Genomic DNA, 15,616 nt, shown 5'->3' on the forward strand with positions numbered 1-15,616 from the left:
AACTAAATTGGGGCAACCCGGTCTACTTTCAAGTCGTTGCTGATTTGAGGCTGCAATTTAACTGTATAAATTCTAGCTGTTGCAGCAATTAGGTGACTAATTGTAAGCAAAAACTACTGGCATCACTATTTTAGCCATACCTTAATGCAAGCCTAAGTTAAAAGACGTAAAGTACCGATTAGCTTTTTGAAAGCTGTTCGCTTTACTGATTGCCATTGTACCTTGAACGGAATAATACAATCGTTGGCTTAATACAATTTTAATCTGTTGGATAATAAAATAACGTAATGCAAAACGAATTTTTGTTAGTGATCACCACCAGTCCGAGTCAAGAGCAGGCTAAAACCCTTGCCCATGAGCTGGTTAAAGCCAAACTGGCGGCTTGTGTACAGATCTCACAAGCCGTAACCTCTGTGTATGAGTGGCAAGGGCAAGTGTGTGAAGAGCAAGAGTTTACTTTACATATAAAGTGTCTAGCACAAAATTACGTTGCTATCGAACAGCTACTTTCTAAACTACACCCCTACGATGTACCCGAGCTAATCGCACTCCCTGTGACCCAAGGATTGCCAGCCTATTTTGATTGGATAAAAGAAACCACACAGCCATGAAAAGAATCATAAACCTGTTTTTAGCCTCACTACTGCTGCTGACGCCGCTGGCACATGCAGAGGGCATTTTCAGTAGTAATAAGTTCGACTTTTTAAAGGGTGAACCAGAGCTGATGCCTGTCGACCAGGCGTTCGTGTTCGACTTTAAACAGCAAGGCGACAAAGTCAAAATTAGCTGGGTCATCGCCGACGGTTACTATATGTACCGCGACAAACTAAAATTTGAAGCAGCCGACGGTGCCGTGCTAGGTGAAATTTCACTACCGCAAGGCAAGCCTCACACCGATGAATACTTCGGCGAACAAGAGGTTTACTACTCCTACGTCGAGATGCCGGTAGCAATTAAAGAAGCTGCAGCAGGTAGTAAGCTCAACGTCACCTTTATGGGCTGCGCCGAGGGCAAGCTTTGCTTCCCACCAACTAAGAAAACGGCCGAACTAACTGAAACCGCCGCCAACGATGGTCTTTTAGCTGACGCAGACAAGGCATTAGGAACGGCTAGCGAGGTTGCAAAGCCTGCCGATACTAGTAACGCACCTATCACCCAACAAGACACGCTAAGCGCGATGCTTTCGGGCGACAGCCTTATCTGGACCTTAGTCATCTTCTTTGGCTTAGGTGTTGGCCTTGCGCTCACCCCTTGTGTATTCCCTATGTACCCTATCCTGTCAGGGATCATTGTCGGTCAAGGCAAGAAACTCTCTACCGCTAAAGCCTTCAGCCTGTCTATGGTTTATGTTCAAGGTATGGCGATTACCTACTCACTAGTAGGACTGGTTGTTGCCTCTGCGGGCATGAAGTACCAAGCCGCGTTACAGCACCCAGCTGTGCTTATTGTGCTGGCGATACTCTTCTTCGTGCTGAGTTTGTCGATGTTTGGTCTGTACGATCTTAAACTGCCTTCAAAGTGGCAGGAGAAGATGAACTCGCTATCGAACAATCAGAAAGGCGGCAATGTTATTGGCGTATTTGTGATGGGGATTATCTCAGGCCTTGTCGCCTCACCTTGTACCACGGCCCCGCTCTCTGGCGCGCTTATCTATGTAGCTCAAACAGGCGACCTAATGCAGGGCTTCCTAGCACTTTATGTACTGAGCATGGGTATGGGTCTACCACTACTGATTATCGGTACCTCTGGCGGTAAGATCTTACCAAGGGCTGGTAGCTGGATGGATGTCATCAAGACTATCTTCGGTTTCCTACTCATCGCCGTATCGATTGTGATGTTAGGCCGCATCTGGCCAGGCTTTATCTCTGACGTACTCTGGTCAATTTGGGGTATCGCTTTAGTGGGTTACTTAATGCACCAGAACAAGCTCACCGAGTTTAACTGGAAGCAAACCACCCGCTCGGTACTATTGATGTTGGCGCTACTAGGTAGCTTCTCCTACGGTATGCAAGCGGTAATGGCTAAGCTTGGCTTTAGCAACCATGCAGTGGTTAATGCCTCGAGTGAGGCTCAAGGCCATGGCTTCAAGCGTATCAAGTCATTAGAAGACCTGAATACCGAGATAGCAGCGGCAAGTGCTCAAGGCAAGACGGTGATGCTAGATCTCTATGCCGACTGGTGTGTGGCCTGTAAAGAGTTCGAGGCCATCACCTTTAAAGATCCACAAGTGCTAGAGCGCATGAACAAGATGGTATTGCTGCAAGCCGATGTGACTAAAAACGATGATATCGATATTGAACTACTGGAACATTACAACGTACTAGGGCTGCCTACGCTGCTGATGTTCGATGAAAACGGTGATATCCGAGATGAGCTACGCGTGACTGGTTTTATGCGACCAAAGGCCTTTGCCGAGCATCTAGACCACCTAGTTAATTAACGAATGAGTTAAATAACAAATTCATTAACTAAGTCTGATAATCAAGCCCCAGTTTATTTTCTATAAACTGGGGCTTTTCTTTATCTCTAGCCAGCTCATAACTGGCCTCACAAACATCAAATTTCTTCACATTTTTCAGCTCAACTTCATAAATTTCTTATACAATGGTGCATCGTTATACCCAAAGCACTTGGATGTAAATCATTAGAAAAGGAGCATCATGGAACCCGCTATACTCATTATCACCTTAGCCTGCGGCATGTTAGTTAGCCGCGTGGGACTTCCCCCTTTAATTGGCTATCTTGTTGCGGGATTTGTGCTGTTTCTATTTGGTATCGAAGAGTCCAGTTTACCCATGTTAGAGCAGTTGGCTAACCTAGGTGTTACCCTGCTGCTATTTGCCATCGGCCTTAAACTGGATCTGCGCAGCCTGTTCAAAGCCGAAGTGTGGGCGGGTTCGAGTTTGCACTTACTCGGCTCCATGCTGTTTTTTATCCCACTATTAAAACTGCTGGGACTGCTAGGGCTTGAGCAGCTCACAGGCCTAGAAATAGATCAACTGGCGTTACTCGCCTTCGCACTGAGTTTTTCCAGTACCATTTTTGCGGTAAAAATACTGGAAGATAAAGGTGATATGCAGTCACTTTACGGTCGAGTTGCTATTGGTATCTTGATTATGCAAGATATCTTCGCGGTGGCCTTTCTCACTATATCCAAAGGTGATATTCCCTCATACTGGGCCTTAGCACTACTGCTACTGCCACTGGCAAAACCACTCATTTACAAGGCGTTCGACAGAGTCGGTCACGGTGAACTATTGGTGTTGTTCGGCTTAGTGATGGCGCTAGTCATGGGCGCAGGGCTGTTTGAACTTGTCGGCCTGAAACCGGATCTTGGCGCATTGATTATTGGCATCTTGCTCGCGGGTCACCCAAAGTCATCAGAGCTGGCAAAGTCGCTGTTTTACTTCAAGGAGCTCTTCTTAGTCGCTTTCTTCTTAACTGTAGGGCTCAACGGTTTACCGAGCTTCTCCGATATCGGTTTAGCCGCGATTTTAGTCCTAGTGGTACCGATTAAAGTCATTCTGTTTATGTACTTACTGACGCACTTTAAGCTACGTTCTCGTACCGCCTTGATGAGTTCATTTAGCCTAGGTAACTACAGTGAGTTCGGCTTAATTGTTGCGGCAGTTGCCACCTCAAAAGGCTGGCTACCACCACAGTGGATGGTGATCCTCGCGGTAGCGCTGAGCTTTAGCTTTCTATTTGCAGCGCCGCTTAACATCGCCACTAGCCGTATTTACCAAAAATACCAAGGCAGACTTAAGCGTTTAGAAAAGCATCCTTTGCATCCGGAAGATAGACCTATTCCAGTGGGCAATCCGCGCTTTCTGATCTTAGGTATGGGCCGTATCGGCTCCGGTGCTTATGATGAGCTAAGAGCCCGATATGATGGCGAGATCTTAGGTGTCGAACATAAGCAGGAGCTGGTCGACTTCCATATGTCTGAAGGTCGAAATGTCGTGCAAGGCGATGCATCCGATACCGACTTCTGGGAAAAGCTCGATAGAGCCCCTCACCTTGAGCTGGTGCTGCTAACCATGCCCCACCACGTGGGTAATCAGTTTGCCGTCGAGCAGTTACAGCTTTTAGATTATCAAGGCAAGCTAAGTGCCATCGTCAAATATAAAGAAGATGCCCAGTCGCTAAGCGAGTCTGGCGTACACAGTGTTTATAATCTCTATGAAGCGGCAGGAACGGGTTTTGTCGAGCACTTGGTCAAAGAGCTACTGACACCAAGCGGTGCGGCGCCGGATAACCCCGACGCTATCAATCGAAAAAATGAAGTCGATACACTGGAGAGTGAGCCCAAAGGCTAATTGTATACATTATCCCCATTATAGCGTATGTTATTTGTTCACGAGTATAAAATGACCAATAACATACAATGCCAAACAATTATAAAAACTCTACTCTGGCGGGTTATGCACTCCTAACAGGCCTACTTCCCGGCAGCATTCACGCTGCCGGATTCGATGTCTGGCTCTATTCGCTCGATTACAACGAGGCTAGTCAGCAGTGGCACTTGGGTGATGCCAAAGCCATTACCGATCGCGATGGCTATGACAATCAACCTAACTTTAGCCCCGATAGCCAGAACCTGCTGTTTACCTCCGACAGAGTCGATGCACAAAACGATATCTATCAATATCGACTCGATGACGGCAACCTCAGCCAACTGACCTTTACTCCCAAGCAGAGTGAATATTCACCCCAGGCCTTTAAAACTGCCAGCGATGGCGTACAAATCAAGTATGTGGTCGAGCAAGGCGTGCCTCACCAAAGCGTTTGGCAGCAAAATGCTAATAGCCCACGCCAGCGAGCGATCAACAGCCTTATTCCTGCCGGTTATTTTGCCAGTGATGAGCAGCTAGGCACGCTTATCTGGGCGAGATATGCCTACAGCCTCTATTTTGAACCTCTGGGTGAAACCGCCGATGAGCGCCACTTTGTGGTGGCCAATGTCGGGCGCAGTATTCACGCCATTCCCAATGATAACGCCTTTAGCTACCTACATAAGCAGCTCGATGGTGATCGCGTGATTAAGCGTTTTTCGCCGCTAGACAATAGTCATCAGAGATTGATTGCATTGCCCGCTAGTGCCAGCGAAGACTATACCTGGAGCCAAGATAATTGGTTATTCAACATCGATGGCGGCGCTTTAGTCGGCTGGCACGCAGACTCTAAAAGTGATGCGAACTGGCAATTGATTAGTCCAATATCACCACCTAGTGCTGATTATCTTAGCGCATCACGTATTGCCATTAGCCCTGACAGCAAACACTTGGCTGTCGTTTGGCAACGAAAATAAATGGCAAAAAACTGATCCCCCAAAATATAAAACACAATAAAAAATAATAATTAGTGAAGAGCTAACCTCCTATGAATAGCCAACAATCAAGTAGCAAAACAGTAAACACTCGTCGTATTATCGCCGGATTACTCGCCCTTTTTGTCAGCCCGTTAAGTTATGCCGCTGATACGCCGCAAAGATGGCAAAATCACCAAATCTTCGAGCAGAACAAGCAGCCAGCACACGCTAGCTTCTTTGGCTATTCGAGCCAAGAGAAAGCACTCAAAGACGATTATCGAGTCAGCAGTAACTTTTTCGATCTTAACGGCCGCTGGCAATTTCATTACGCTAATAACCCATCAAGCGTGCCTCAGGATTTTGCTCAAGCCAATGCCGATCTAACTGATTGGCAAAGCATTCAGGTACCAGGAAACTGGGAGACCCAAGGTTTTGGTCACGCCATCTACCTAGATGAGCGCTACCCATTTACCACGACTTGGCCCGATGCACCTGAAGATCACAATCCTACTGGCAGTTATCGCCGTCAAATCACCTTGCCGCAAGCTTGGCAAGATAAGCAGGTTTTTCTACACATTGGCGCCGCACGTTCGGCGCTGACCGCCTTCGTGAATGGTACGGAAGTCGGTTACAGCCAAGGCGCCAAGACACCAGCAGAATTTGATATCACCTCCTATTTAAACCAAGGGGAAAACCTGCTGGCCTTGCAAATCATTCGCTGGAGCGATGCCAGCTATTTAGAGAGCCAAGACATGCTCAGAGTCAGTGGTATCGAGCGTGATGTCTATCTCTACGCCACAGAGAAGCAGCGCATGAGCGATATCGATGCCAGCTACCAGATGTCGGCAAACCTTGATAAGGCCGAGGTAGCACTGAAGCTAAAACTTGAAAACCACACCAAGGCCAAAGATGTCAGCCTCAGCTATCGACTGCTGTCACCCCAAGGGGTTGAGGTCAGCAGTGGAGAACAAGCTGTCACTAAGCTTGAAAAACAGCAAAGTCATAAGTTCGACTTCTCCGTCACGTCTCCTAAGCTTTGGAGCGCTGAAACCCCAAACCTTTATCAACTTATCGTTAGCCTGAGCGATAGCCAAGGTAAATTGCTGCAAGCCAGTAGTCAGCAGCTGGGCTTTCGTCGAGTCGAGATCAAAAACGGCCAGCTGCAAGTCAATAATAAGGCGATCACCATTCGCGGCGTCGACAGACACGAAACCGATCCTGACACGGGCCACGTGGTGAGCCGCGCCAGCATGGAAACCGATATTCGCCTGATGAAGCAGAACAATATCAATGCGGTGCGCTCTAGCCACTACCCGAACGATCCCTACTGGTTAAGCCTCACCGACAAATATGGTCTGTATGTCATTGACGAAGCCAATATCGAGTCACACCCGCTGGCCATCGATAAGAACACCCAACTAGGTAACGAGATGAGCTGGCTTCCCGCCCATAAGGCGCGAGTCGAGCGCATGGTTGAACGTGATAAGAATCATCCCTCTATCATCATCTGGTCTCTGGGCAATGAAGCCGGTGAAGGTAAGCTCTTTGCGGCCCTCTATGATTGGATTAAACAGCGCGACCCGAGCCGCCCAGTGCAGTATGAACCTGCGGGGCAACACGCCTATACCGATATTGTCGCCCCCATGTACCCCTCAATTGAACGTATCGAGAAGTATGCTAAGGAACATAAAGATAGGCCACTAATCATGATCGAGTACGCCCACGCCATGGGAAACTCGGTTGGTAACCTACAAGATTACTGGGATGTCATCGACCAATACCCACAGCTGCAAGGCGGCTTTATCTGGGACTGGGTCGATCAATCACTCGCCTTCACCAATGAAAATGGCCAACGTTATTGGGCCTACGGCAAAGACTATCACCCCGATATGCCCACCGACGGTAACTTCCTTAATAATGGTTTAGTTGATCCCGATAGAAACCCACATCCGCACCTGTCTGAAGTGAAGAAAGTCTACCAACCATTCAAGTTAACTGACTTCGATATAGCCCAGCAAAACGCCGAGTTTACTCTATCCAACCGACATGACTTTATCGGCACTCAAGGCCTTAACCTAATGTGGACGGTGCAGCAAGATGGCCGCTCATTTACACAGGGGTTAGTCACTATGCCGCAAATCAACGCAGGTGCCAGCAAGACTGTGCAGCTTGCTCTGCCAGACTCAGTGCTTAAGGTGATGCAGCAAAGTCCGCAATATGAGTATCAGCTATTACTTGAGGTTAGAGTCGATACGCCGCAGCCTATGCTGCCAAGCGATCACCTCATCGCTTTCGAGCAGTTCCAGCTGCAGCCGGCAAAAAAGCCCTCCAGCAAAGTGGTTGATGCCATCGAGCAAAATAGCGAAAACTGGATTCTGGCTAATAGCGACAACCAATATTTCATCAGCAAAACTCGCGGCTGGCTAACAGATATTAAGGTCAAAGGAGTCTCACAGCTCGATGCCCCCTTGATGGCTAACTTCTGGCGCGCCCCTACCGATAATGACCTAGGTAATCAGATGCCCAAGTGGGCAGGCATGTGGCAAGACGCCGCGCTCGAGCTGGAGCTTGTATCCATCAGCCACAACAAAGGCAAGCATGCTGCACTTAAAGTTGTCCACCAGCACCCAAAGCTTGGCTTTAGCCTCACCACGGCTTATCAGCTAAGTGAGCAAGGAAAGTTACTGGTGAGTAGCGACTTTAGCCCAGGTGATGGTGAGCTTGCCGACCTGCCAAGATTTGGCTTTACCACTCAGCTGCCGTTCGAGTTCCGCTTTATGCACTACTTTGGCCGCGGCCCTGAAGAGAGCTATGCCGATAGAAAAACCGGTAATGCTGTTGCTTGGTACGCATTGCCGATAGAGCAAACCTTTCATCGCTACTCAAGACCACAAGAAACCGGCCAGCGCACCGATGTTCGCTATGTGGCCGTGACCAATAGCAAAGGCGCGGGGTTACTGGCGCAATCCACAATGGATGGTGAGATGTTGCAGACCAGCCTTTGGCCATTTGATCAGGCTGATATAGACTTTAGGGACGGTGATGCCGAGGGCTCAGCCTCAGGTCTCGTGCCAGTGACCGCCAACCATGGCGCGGAAATTCCAATCCGTGACTTTGTCACCTGGAATATCGATTACAAGCAGATGGGCGTTGGCGGCGATACCTCATGGGGACGCCCTGTGCATACCCCCTATCGTATCGAGGCGAAACCGATGCGCTTTAGCTTCAGCCTAGAGCCTGTTCCGGCTGAGGCCGATATTCAGCAGCAGGCTAGGGCTAAACGATAGTCACAAAAAATTTGTACGACCACGGATATTAAAACTAAAAATAATGGTGAAGGATCAACATGGAACAGACTATTCAACTGGTTATATTTTTTGGCTTAACCGCCATGGTAGGTTTGATCACCTACCTGAAGTGTCGCAAGGTAACTCGCGACTGTAGCGACAGCAAAGACTATTTCCTTGCAGGCGGCGGCCTAAGCTGGGTAGTGGTCGCAGGCTCATTGATGATGACTAACATCAGCGCCGAGCAAATTGTTGGCATGAACGGTGCTCAAACCTTGCTGGTCGCTTGGTGGGAAATAGCGGCGGCGGTGGGATTAATCATCCTCGCTAAATGGCTTATTCCTATCTATTACAAATATAACTGCACCACGACCACAGAGCTGCTGGAGCGTAAGTACCAAGACAAAGGGATCCGCGCCATGGTGTCGGTACTGTTCATGCTCGGCTATGCCTTTATCTTGCTACCCGTAGTGCTTTATACCGGCTCTCTATTCATGAAGTCGATGTTTGGCTTGTCCATTTCCGTTACCCTTCTGGCCACCATCTTTGCGGTAGTGGGTGCTATCTATGCGATTTTCGGTGGTCTAAGGGCCATCGCTATCTCCGACAGTCTCAACGGTATTGGTCTGTTGCTTATGGGGATCGTGGTTTCCTATCTTGCACTCAACGCCGTGCACTGGGATCTATCTGGTATTCCGATCGAACGCTTAACCCTTGTCGGTGATAGCCAGTCAGATATTCCTTGGCACACCCTATTAACCGGTATGATCTTTATTCAGATCTTCTACTGGGGCACCAATATGGTGATCACCCAAAGAGCCTTGGCGGCAAAATCGGTAAAAGAAGCACAGAAGGGCCTCTATGCAGCGGTAGTCATGAAGCTGATTATTCCGATTATCGTGGTGCTCCCCGGGCTTGTCGCCTATAAGCTTTATGGTGATGTGGGCGATGTCGCCTACGGCAAATTAGTAGGAGACATTTTACCGAGTTGGATGTCTGGCGCCTTTGCGGCTGTAATGGCGGGTGCGGTGTTAAGCTCATTTAACTCCTGTCTCAACTCCGCGGCGGCGCTTTACACCTGCGATATTCACCAAAACTATGTTAATCCAAACGCAGATGTACGCAAAATTGGCACCCGCGTTGCACTTGTCTTCACCCTTATTTCATTATGCTTAGTGCCAGTGTTTGCTCAGTCGGCTAGCATCATCTCACTGTTACAGCAGCTAAACGGCCTCTACTCTATGCCTGTACTGGCAGCCTTTATCTGCGCCCTCGTCTTTAAGGATGTGAATGCGAAAGCGATAAAAATTGGCCTAGTGTTTGGCGTGTTGATGTACGCGATATTTACCTTCGTCTGGAGTCCTCTGCACTTCATTCATATGATGGCAATCACACTTGCAGCGACAATCTTAGTGACATTAGCACTCAGTAAATATGTTTTTGGCCCCCAGAGCCTGAGCGGTCAACTGGTTAGCGGTTAAACACTAACAGCACCTGACTCGGCAGGTTACAGTGCCGAGTCACCTTGTTAGCGTTTCGATTTTCTTTTGAGTCAACAACCGCACTCTTGTCTACCCAAGAGTGCGGTTGCAATAAAAAAACTCAGTTACAGAAATTGTAGAGTCGTGATATAAAACAATAGATGGATATTGAGTATACAGTTCACTAATGACTGCAGTTCCCACTAGGGGGCGACTGCCACTCAATCAAGATGTTCAACATCTTTGAAAAATTTTAATGCAAACCGCTGTTAAGAAATTGGTCGCCAGAATCAAAGTGCAGCAAATACTAATCAGTTTAAAGATTTGATCGCTCAGCGAGAGTTTAGTGCTTTTGAGGCAAGGTCATTAAATGCTCCTGCATGAATGACATTCACCACATCTGACCTCCATGGATGGAGGAAATGTCTTATGTATGTCTGGAACATACAAGACCATGTGGTTTGCAACGAGTGAAAAGCATAGTTATTCTATGTTTAAGCTTGTTAACGCAGCATCGGGGGCACTAAAACTCGCCTGGAAGGAGTGTTTTTGGCTGCCTACTTCTGCTTTGAATGAACTCATAAGGGAACAACCGCTATGTCATTCATTGCCTTGAATTAGTTTGCCAAAAACACTCTGAGTAGAACAACTTCTTATACTGATTAGTATAACCACTCAGTTTAAGCAAGGTCTTTGTACTGAGCGCAAATATTAACATTCGGAAATTTGAGATTATGTCCAACCCCAGTCAACGAGCAAACAAGCTGTTTGTGCAAACTTTTGGCACCCAAGCCGATGAGCTTTATTGTGCCCCAGGACGCGTCAACCTTATTGGCGAGCATACAGACTACAACGATGGCTTCGTGCTTCCTGCCGCCATCAACTTCTATACAGCGGTTGTTGTAAAGCGCCGAGATGATCTACTATTTCGCGCCGTATCCGATGCCTTTCCTGGTGAAATCGAGGAGTGGGTTTTCGGCGAAGAAGGTCAACCGATTGCCAATCATTGGTCTAACTACCTCAAGGGCTTCACTGCCGCCATGGCCAGCTCCGGCTTAGCGCCAAAAGGTTTAGACGTGGCCGTTGTTAGTAATGTACCTATGGGCGCAGGACTGTCCTCTTCGGCCGCATTAGAGATAGCCTTTGGCACCGCAGTTAACGATTGCAGCCAAATAAAGCTGTCGCCACTGGCTATTGCTCAACTGGCTCAGCGCGGTGAAAACCAGTTTGTAGGCTGCGCTTGCGGCATCATGGATCAGATGATTAGTGCCTTGGGTGAACAAGACCATGCGCTGCTTATCGATTGTCTCGACTTAGACAGCGAAGCGGTCAGTATTCCCGACAGTTTGAGCCTGATTATCATCAACTCAAACGTACAACGTGGCTTAGTCGAGTCAGAATATAACCTGCGCCGTGAGCAGTGCGAACAAGCCGCGGCTCACTTTGGTTTGGAGTCACTGCGCGATCTTGACCTCGTCACGCTTGAGGCGGGCAAGTCAGAGCTAAGCGATGCTTGCTATAAACGCGCTAAGCATGTTGTCACAGAAAACAGGCGCACTCAAAATGCCGCATGGGCACTAGAGGCGGGAGATATCGCCAAGTTAAGCCAACTCATGGCCGACTCACACCTCTCCATGCGTGACGATTTTGAGATCACCACTAGCGAGATCGATTATCTGGTCGAGATTATCAGCGAGGTGATTGGTGATCGTGGCGGCGTGCGTATGACTGGCGGCGGCTTTGGAGGCTGTGTTGTAGCACTGGTTGATCATGAATTAACCGATGCAGTTGTTGAGGCCATCGAACAGCAATACGCGACAAAAACAGGCCTAGAAGCCGACATTTATCTGTGCTCAGCCAGTGATGGCGCCAAGCGCATCGACGATTAATCCTTTCAAACTAAACTTAAAATAAGGACTCTAAATGGTACGCTTTCGCGCTCTCGAACCTTGGAACGATCCACGCGGAGGACAGATTGAGCGAGTCCTTATTGATAACGGTACTATCGCAATTGAGGTGTTAAGCCTAGGCGGTATCATCCGCTCTTTATGGGCCCCGGACCGTAATGACGAACGGGGTAACCTAGTATTAGGCTGTGATAGTGTAGAGGATTACCTAGCTCAAGATGCTTACCTAGGTGCCATTGCCGGACGATACGCAAACCGCATCGCCGATGGCCAATTTAACCTAGGAAATACTCAACACCAGCTCGATACCAACCAAGGCCGCAACTGTTTACACGGCGGCAGAGAGGGCTTTCACCGTAAACAGTGGCAGCTAGGCACTCTCCCCGATGGTGTGCGACTTAGCCTAAGAAGCCCAGATCTTGATATGGGCTTCCCCGGTAACTGTAACGTACAGCTCGACTACCGTCTGGTGGGAAGTAATCTCTATGTGGAGATCTTAGCTAGTTCTGATAAACCCTGCCCAATCAGCCTGACACAGCACAGTTATTTTAATCTCGATGCTAGCCAGACAACACTGAATCATCAGCTGCAGATCGATGCCAAACAATATCTGAGCCTAAATGATAGCGGGATCCCAAAGGCAATCTGTGCAACCCAGAATAGCGGCTTAGATCTTTCTATACCCACGGAGCTAAAATCACTCATTGGCTGTGAAGAGTTAACTGCAACATCGGGGATCGATCACTGCTTTTTGATGTCGACAACTGAGTCGAAGTTACAGCGATTTGGCCGTTTAAGCTCGCCGCTCAGTGGTCGCAGTATGACCTTATATACTAATCAGCCTGGTGTACAAGTATATGGGGGGAATAGTTTAGAGGGGGTGGTTGGCAAGAACCAACTTAGATTGAATCAGTATCAGGGGATTTGTTTGGAGCCTCAACAGATACCTAATGCCCCTAATCAAGCTAACATTGCAGGGGACGCAATAATTAACCCGGGTGAGATTTATCATCATATCAGCCGCTACCAATTTGCGAATGATGCTTAAAAGCAGATAACAGCGCCGAGGCGCTGTTATCTAACTATTTTAATGATTAATCGTCGTAATCATCCGACCAATCATCATCGTAATCATCGTCGCCATCGGCAGACTCTAACTCTGGCTCATCGTCTTCAGGAGCAGGTTTCGCTTTCTTAGGAGCAGCTGCTGCGCTCTTAGGATTATTAGCCTCAACCCAGCCTTGATGTTTAGCCATAAATTCTTCTCTGGCAGTAAACCAAGCTGCGCCACAAGTCTTTTCAACTTCAGCTATCGCCTGATCATCAAGTTCATGCAAGTTAGGCTTAACGATATCTTCTGCATACTCGATAATTGCTTCACGAGTCGCGTTATAGAAGTAAACACGCCCTGCAGAAGCATCTGGAAACTGTTTATCATGAATAAGAATGGTATTACCGCGAGCTGTTCTCAACTCACCGTACCAAACTGGTTTCTTTGTAGTCTTGTACATATATGTTAATGCCCTTAAATCAACACATACAAAATAAAATAAGAAGTAAATTGCGCTAACATTTACTTCCGTTTTCCCTGTATTTTGCCATCAGGGACAGAAGCGGTATTTTTACAGATTTTTGCCGAATATCAAGAGTAGAAAATACAAAATTGCCCTCTCAAAGACGAAATAAATCACATAAATTATTCAGCTCTTATCGAATTTAGTTCAAAGCAGTCGTTATTCAAGTTTTTCACTATCAATAAATACAAAAAATCACCAAGCAAACCGACAACCCTCACAACATCAACAATTTAAATAACAAGCGCCGACAAAAAACAACAAGCCTTTTCAAATGGTAAGGGCTATTACTATAGGGTTAGACCGAGCAGGTATCGTGGTGATGACAGCAAACTATCTTTAAGAGTCGATTTTCGAGTCACACTCAACGAAGTGGAAGGATGAGTAATGAATGTTTCTCATTTTTCCCCTTTCTTAAAGCGGTTTTGTTAGACTAGTAACCGCCTTAATATCGTGATCAATAAAAGGATTATTTTGAAGTGTAGATTAATCATACTTTGGGCCATGAGCTTCTTCGTAAACGCAGAACAAATTGTGGTGGCTTCCGATATATGGTGCCCCTATATCTGCACTGATAACTCTGGTTATGTCGTCGAGCTTACACAGCAAGCCTTTGCCTCAGTTGATATTGAGGTGAAGTTCGAATCACTCCCTTTCCAAAGGGCGCTAACGCTCACTAGCCAGCACAAGCTCGACGCCGTACTGGCGGTAACCGCCGAACATATCTCAACCTTCTCCCTAAGCAGTAATCACGTACCAATTGGCCAATATACCAATGATTTTTATACTCCGGTAAACTCTAATTGGCAGTACTCTAGTCTAAAGAGCTTAGATAGTAAGCTCATCGCGACCATTTTAGGCTATGACTACGGCGAGTCATTGAATCGATATCTAGAAAATCATAACAGCCACGTTCGTACTTCGGGAGAGGCACCACTCAAGACCAATCTCTATTTAGCGACCAAAAACCGAATTGACCTACTAATCGGTAACCGTTACGTTATCGATTACACCGCCAAGCAATATGGCTATAGCAGTGATATTCGCTTCGCGGGTAGCGAAAACAAGAGTACAGCGCTTTATGTCGGCTTTAGTAACGATGACAAAGGGCACAGCTACGCCTCTCTGTTTGCTCAAGGCATAGAAAACCTAAAGCAAAGCGGTGAATATCAGGCCATTCTAGATAGGTACCAGATAGCGTTTTAGCCACCCTCTAAAATAATATCTAGATGAAGTAAATTGATAACCAATAATGCTAACTTCCCAGTTAACGCCTACGACGCCAACACCGTTGTTACCCGATGCACCAATCGTCCCTGCAACGTGAGTACCATGGCCGTTCGTATCCATAGGATCACCGCTATTGTTAATTGCACTAAAGCCATGAATATCGTCTACAATCCCGTTGCCATCATCAACACTGTTGCCAGAAATTTCGTTAGGGTTAGTCCACATATTTGCTTCTAGATCGGGGTGATTATAATCAACACCAGTATCAATGACCTCCACAACAACATCACTATCACCCGTTGTTACATCCCAGGCTTCTACAGCATCAATATCGGCATCAGCACTACCATCACCTTGCCCTGTGTTGTTCATCGCTCACAATGATTCAAAACTCGGTTCATCAGGCGTAGCTATGTACTTTAACTACATAGTTAGGTTCCGCATACTTGACGCCTGAATGACGCCTGATAATTTCGATCGCCTGCTCAACACCTGAACCAGGATGAAGTGATAGTTCGGTCAATCTACCATCAAGCAAATGAACAAAACGCTTATCCCTACCCTCTGCATCAGCATATTTCATGGGAACGTTAATCAGCTGTTGAGCCGATAAACGTTCCCGTAAGTCGTATTCTCTTTATAAACAACTATCAATGAATCTTTAATTAAATTCTTCGAATCGGCACGTCAAACAGTCTATGGTAAGCCCCTAATTTCTTAGACACTTAACTGTTTCTCAAAGTACTGTTTTTCGAACTGCACTGGAGACAGTCCATTATTACTACCATGACGACGCACAGGATTATAGAAATATTCGATATAGTTA

General features: G+C 47.1%; 13 protein-coding genes. 9 read left to right on the top strand and 4 right to left on the bottom strand.

The window, feature by feature from the left end; translation table 11 throughout:
• Positions 1–287: 287 nt before the first annotated feature.
• The 8 genes from cutA (at position 288) to JMA39_RS05445 (ending at position 13,034) form a co-directional block, all read left to right on the top strand.
• Positions 288–611 carry a divalent-cation tolerance protein CutA gene (gene cutA / locus JMA39_RS05410; RefSeq protein WP_202720792.1) on the top strand — a complete coding sequence of 108 codons (324 nt, stop codon included), beginning with the start codon at positions 288–290 and terminating at the stop codon, positions 609–611.
• Entirely contained in the window at positions 608–2,440 is a 1,833-nt protein-coding gene (locus tag JMA39_RS05415; RefSeq protein WP_202720793.1) for a protein-disulfide reductase DsbD, read from the top strand. The genes cutA and JMA39_RS05415 overlap by 4 nt, the downstream gene beginning before the upstream one ends.
• 220 nt (positions 2,441–2,660) lie before the next feature.
• Complete coding sequence (locus JMA39_RS05420; protein WP_202720794.1) at positions 2,661–4,319, top strand: cation:proton antiporter family protein; 1,659 nt, start codon at positions 2,661–2,663, stop codon at positions 4,317–4,319.
• A gap of 68 nt (positions 4,320–4,387) precedes the next feature.
• Positions 4,388–5,311, top strand: a complete 924-nt coding sequence (locus JMA39_RS05425; RefSeq protein ID WP_202720795.1) for a TolB family protein — start codon at positions 4,388–4,390, stop codon at positions 5,309–5,311.
• Positions 5,312–5,382: 71 nt separating this feature from the next.
• Positions 5,383–8,598: a glycoside hydrolase family 2 TIM barrel-domain containing protein gene (locus JMA39_RS05430; protein ID WP_237732618.1), complete on the top strand. Its 3,216-nt coding sequence runs from the start codon at positions 5,383–5,385 to the stop codon at positions 8,596–8,598.
• 59 nt (positions 8,599–8,657) lie between these two features.
• Positions 8,658–10,079, top strand: a complete 1,422-nt coding sequence (locus JMA39_RS05435) for a solute:sodium symporter family transporter (RefSeq protein WP_202720796.1) — start codon at positions 8,658–8,660, stop codon at positions 10,077–10,079.
• Between the two features lie 734 nt (positions 10,080–10,813).
• Positions 10,814–11,968 (top strand): galactokinase, encoded by a 1,155-nt coding sequence (gene galK / locus JMA39_RS05440; protein WP_202720797.1) that lies wholly within the window; start codon positions 10,814–10,816, stop codon positions 11,966–11,968.
• A 34-nt stretch (positions 11,969–12,002) separates the two neighbouring features.
• Positions 12,003–13,034 (top strand): aldose epimerase family protein, encoded by a 1,032-nt coding sequence (locus JMA39_RS05445; protein ID WP_202720798.1) that lies wholly within the window; start codon positions 12,003–12,005, stop codon positions 13,032–13,034.
• 46 nt (positions 13,035–13,080) lie between these two features.
• Here JMA39_RS05445 and JMA39_RS05450 read toward each other — a convergent pair whose 3' ends face one another.
• Complete coding sequence (locus JMA39_RS05450; protein ID WP_202720799.1) at positions 13,081–13,497, bottom strand: hypothetical protein; 417 nt, start codon at positions 13,495–13,497, stop codon at positions 13,081–13,083.
• Between the two features lie 537 nt (positions 13,498–14,034).
• Here JMA39_RS05450 and JMA39_RS05455 point away from each other — a divergent pair.
• Complete coding sequence (locus JMA39_RS05455) at positions 14,035–14,766, top strand: substrate-binding periplasmic protein (protein WP_202720800.1); 732 nt, start codon at positions 14,035–14,037, stop codon at positions 14,764–14,766.
• Here JMA39_RS05455 and JMA39_RS21385 read toward each other — a convergent pair.
• The 3 genes from JMA39_RS21385 to JMA39_RS05465 form a co-directional block, all read right to left on the bottom strand.
• Positions 14,740–15,162, bottom strand: coding sequence for a S8 family serine peptidase (locus JMA39_RS21385; protein ID WP_308440707.1), 423 nt, complete (start codon positions 15,160–15,162; stop codon positions 14,740–14,742). The two genes, JMA39_RS05455 and JMA39_RS21385, sit on opposite strands and share 27 nt — an antisense overlap.
• Before the next feature lie 28 nt (positions 15,163–15,190).
• A complete protein-coding gene (locus tag JMA39_RS21450; RefSeq protein ID WP_373316310.1) occupies positions 15,191–15,373 on the bottom strand; it encodes a S8 family serine peptidase in 183 nt (60 codons plus the stop codon).
• A 134-nt stretch (positions 15,374–15,507) separates the two neighbouring features.
• Positions 15,508–15,616: IS3 family transposase (locus JMA39_RS05465; RefSeq protein ID WP_202720801.1), on the bottom strand; the 109-nt coding region annotated here is incomplete at its 5' end.

The organism is Shewanella schlegeliana, from assembly GCF_016765635.1.
Lineage (GTDB): Bacteria > Pseudomonadota > Gammaproteobacteria > Enterobacterales > Shewanellaceae > Shewanella > Shewanella schlegeliana.

Coding starts and splice junctions, on each gene's coding strand:
- cutA (WP_202720792.1), top strand. CDS start 288: ATGCAAAACGAATTTTTGTTAGTGATCACCACCAGTCCGAGTCAAGAG.
- JMA39_RS05415 (WP_202720793.1), top strand. CDS start 608: ATGAAAAGAATCATAAACCTGTTTTTAGCCTCACTACTGCTGCTGACG.
- JMA39_RS05420 (WP_202720794.1), top strand. CDS start 2,661: ATGGAACCCGCTATACTCATTATCACCTTAGCCTGCGGCATGTTAGTT.
- JMA39_RS05425 (WP_202720795.1), top strand. CDS start 4,388: ATGCCAAACAATTATAAAAACTCTACTCTGGCGGGTTATGCACTCCTA.
- JMA39_RS05430 (WP_237732618.1), top strand. CDS start 5,383: ATGAATAGCCAACAATCAAGTAGCAAAACAGTAAACACTCGTCGTATT.
- JMA39_RS05435 (WP_202720796.1), top strand. CDS start 8,658: ATGGAACAGACTATTCAACTGGTTATATTTTTTGGCTTAACCGCCATG.
- galK (WP_202720797.1), top strand. CDS start 10,814: ATGTCCAACCCCAGTCAACGAGCAAACAAGCTGTTTGTGCAAACTTTT.
- JMA39_RS05445 (WP_202720798.1), top strand. CDS start 12,003: ATGGTACGCTTTCGCGCTCTCGAACCTTGGAACGATCCACGCGGAGGA.
- JMA39_RS05450 (WP_202720799.1), bottom strand. CDS start 13,497: ATGTACAAGACTACAAAGAAACCAGTTTGGTACGGTGAGTTGAGAACA.
- JMA39_RS21385 (WP_308440707.1), bottom strand. CDS start 15,162: ATGAACAACACAGGGCAAGGTGATGGTAGTGCTGATGCCGATATTGAT.
- JMA39_RS21450 (WP_373316310.1), bottom strand. CDS start 15,373: ATGAAATATGCTGATGCAGAGGGTAGGGATAAGCGTTTTGTTCATTTG.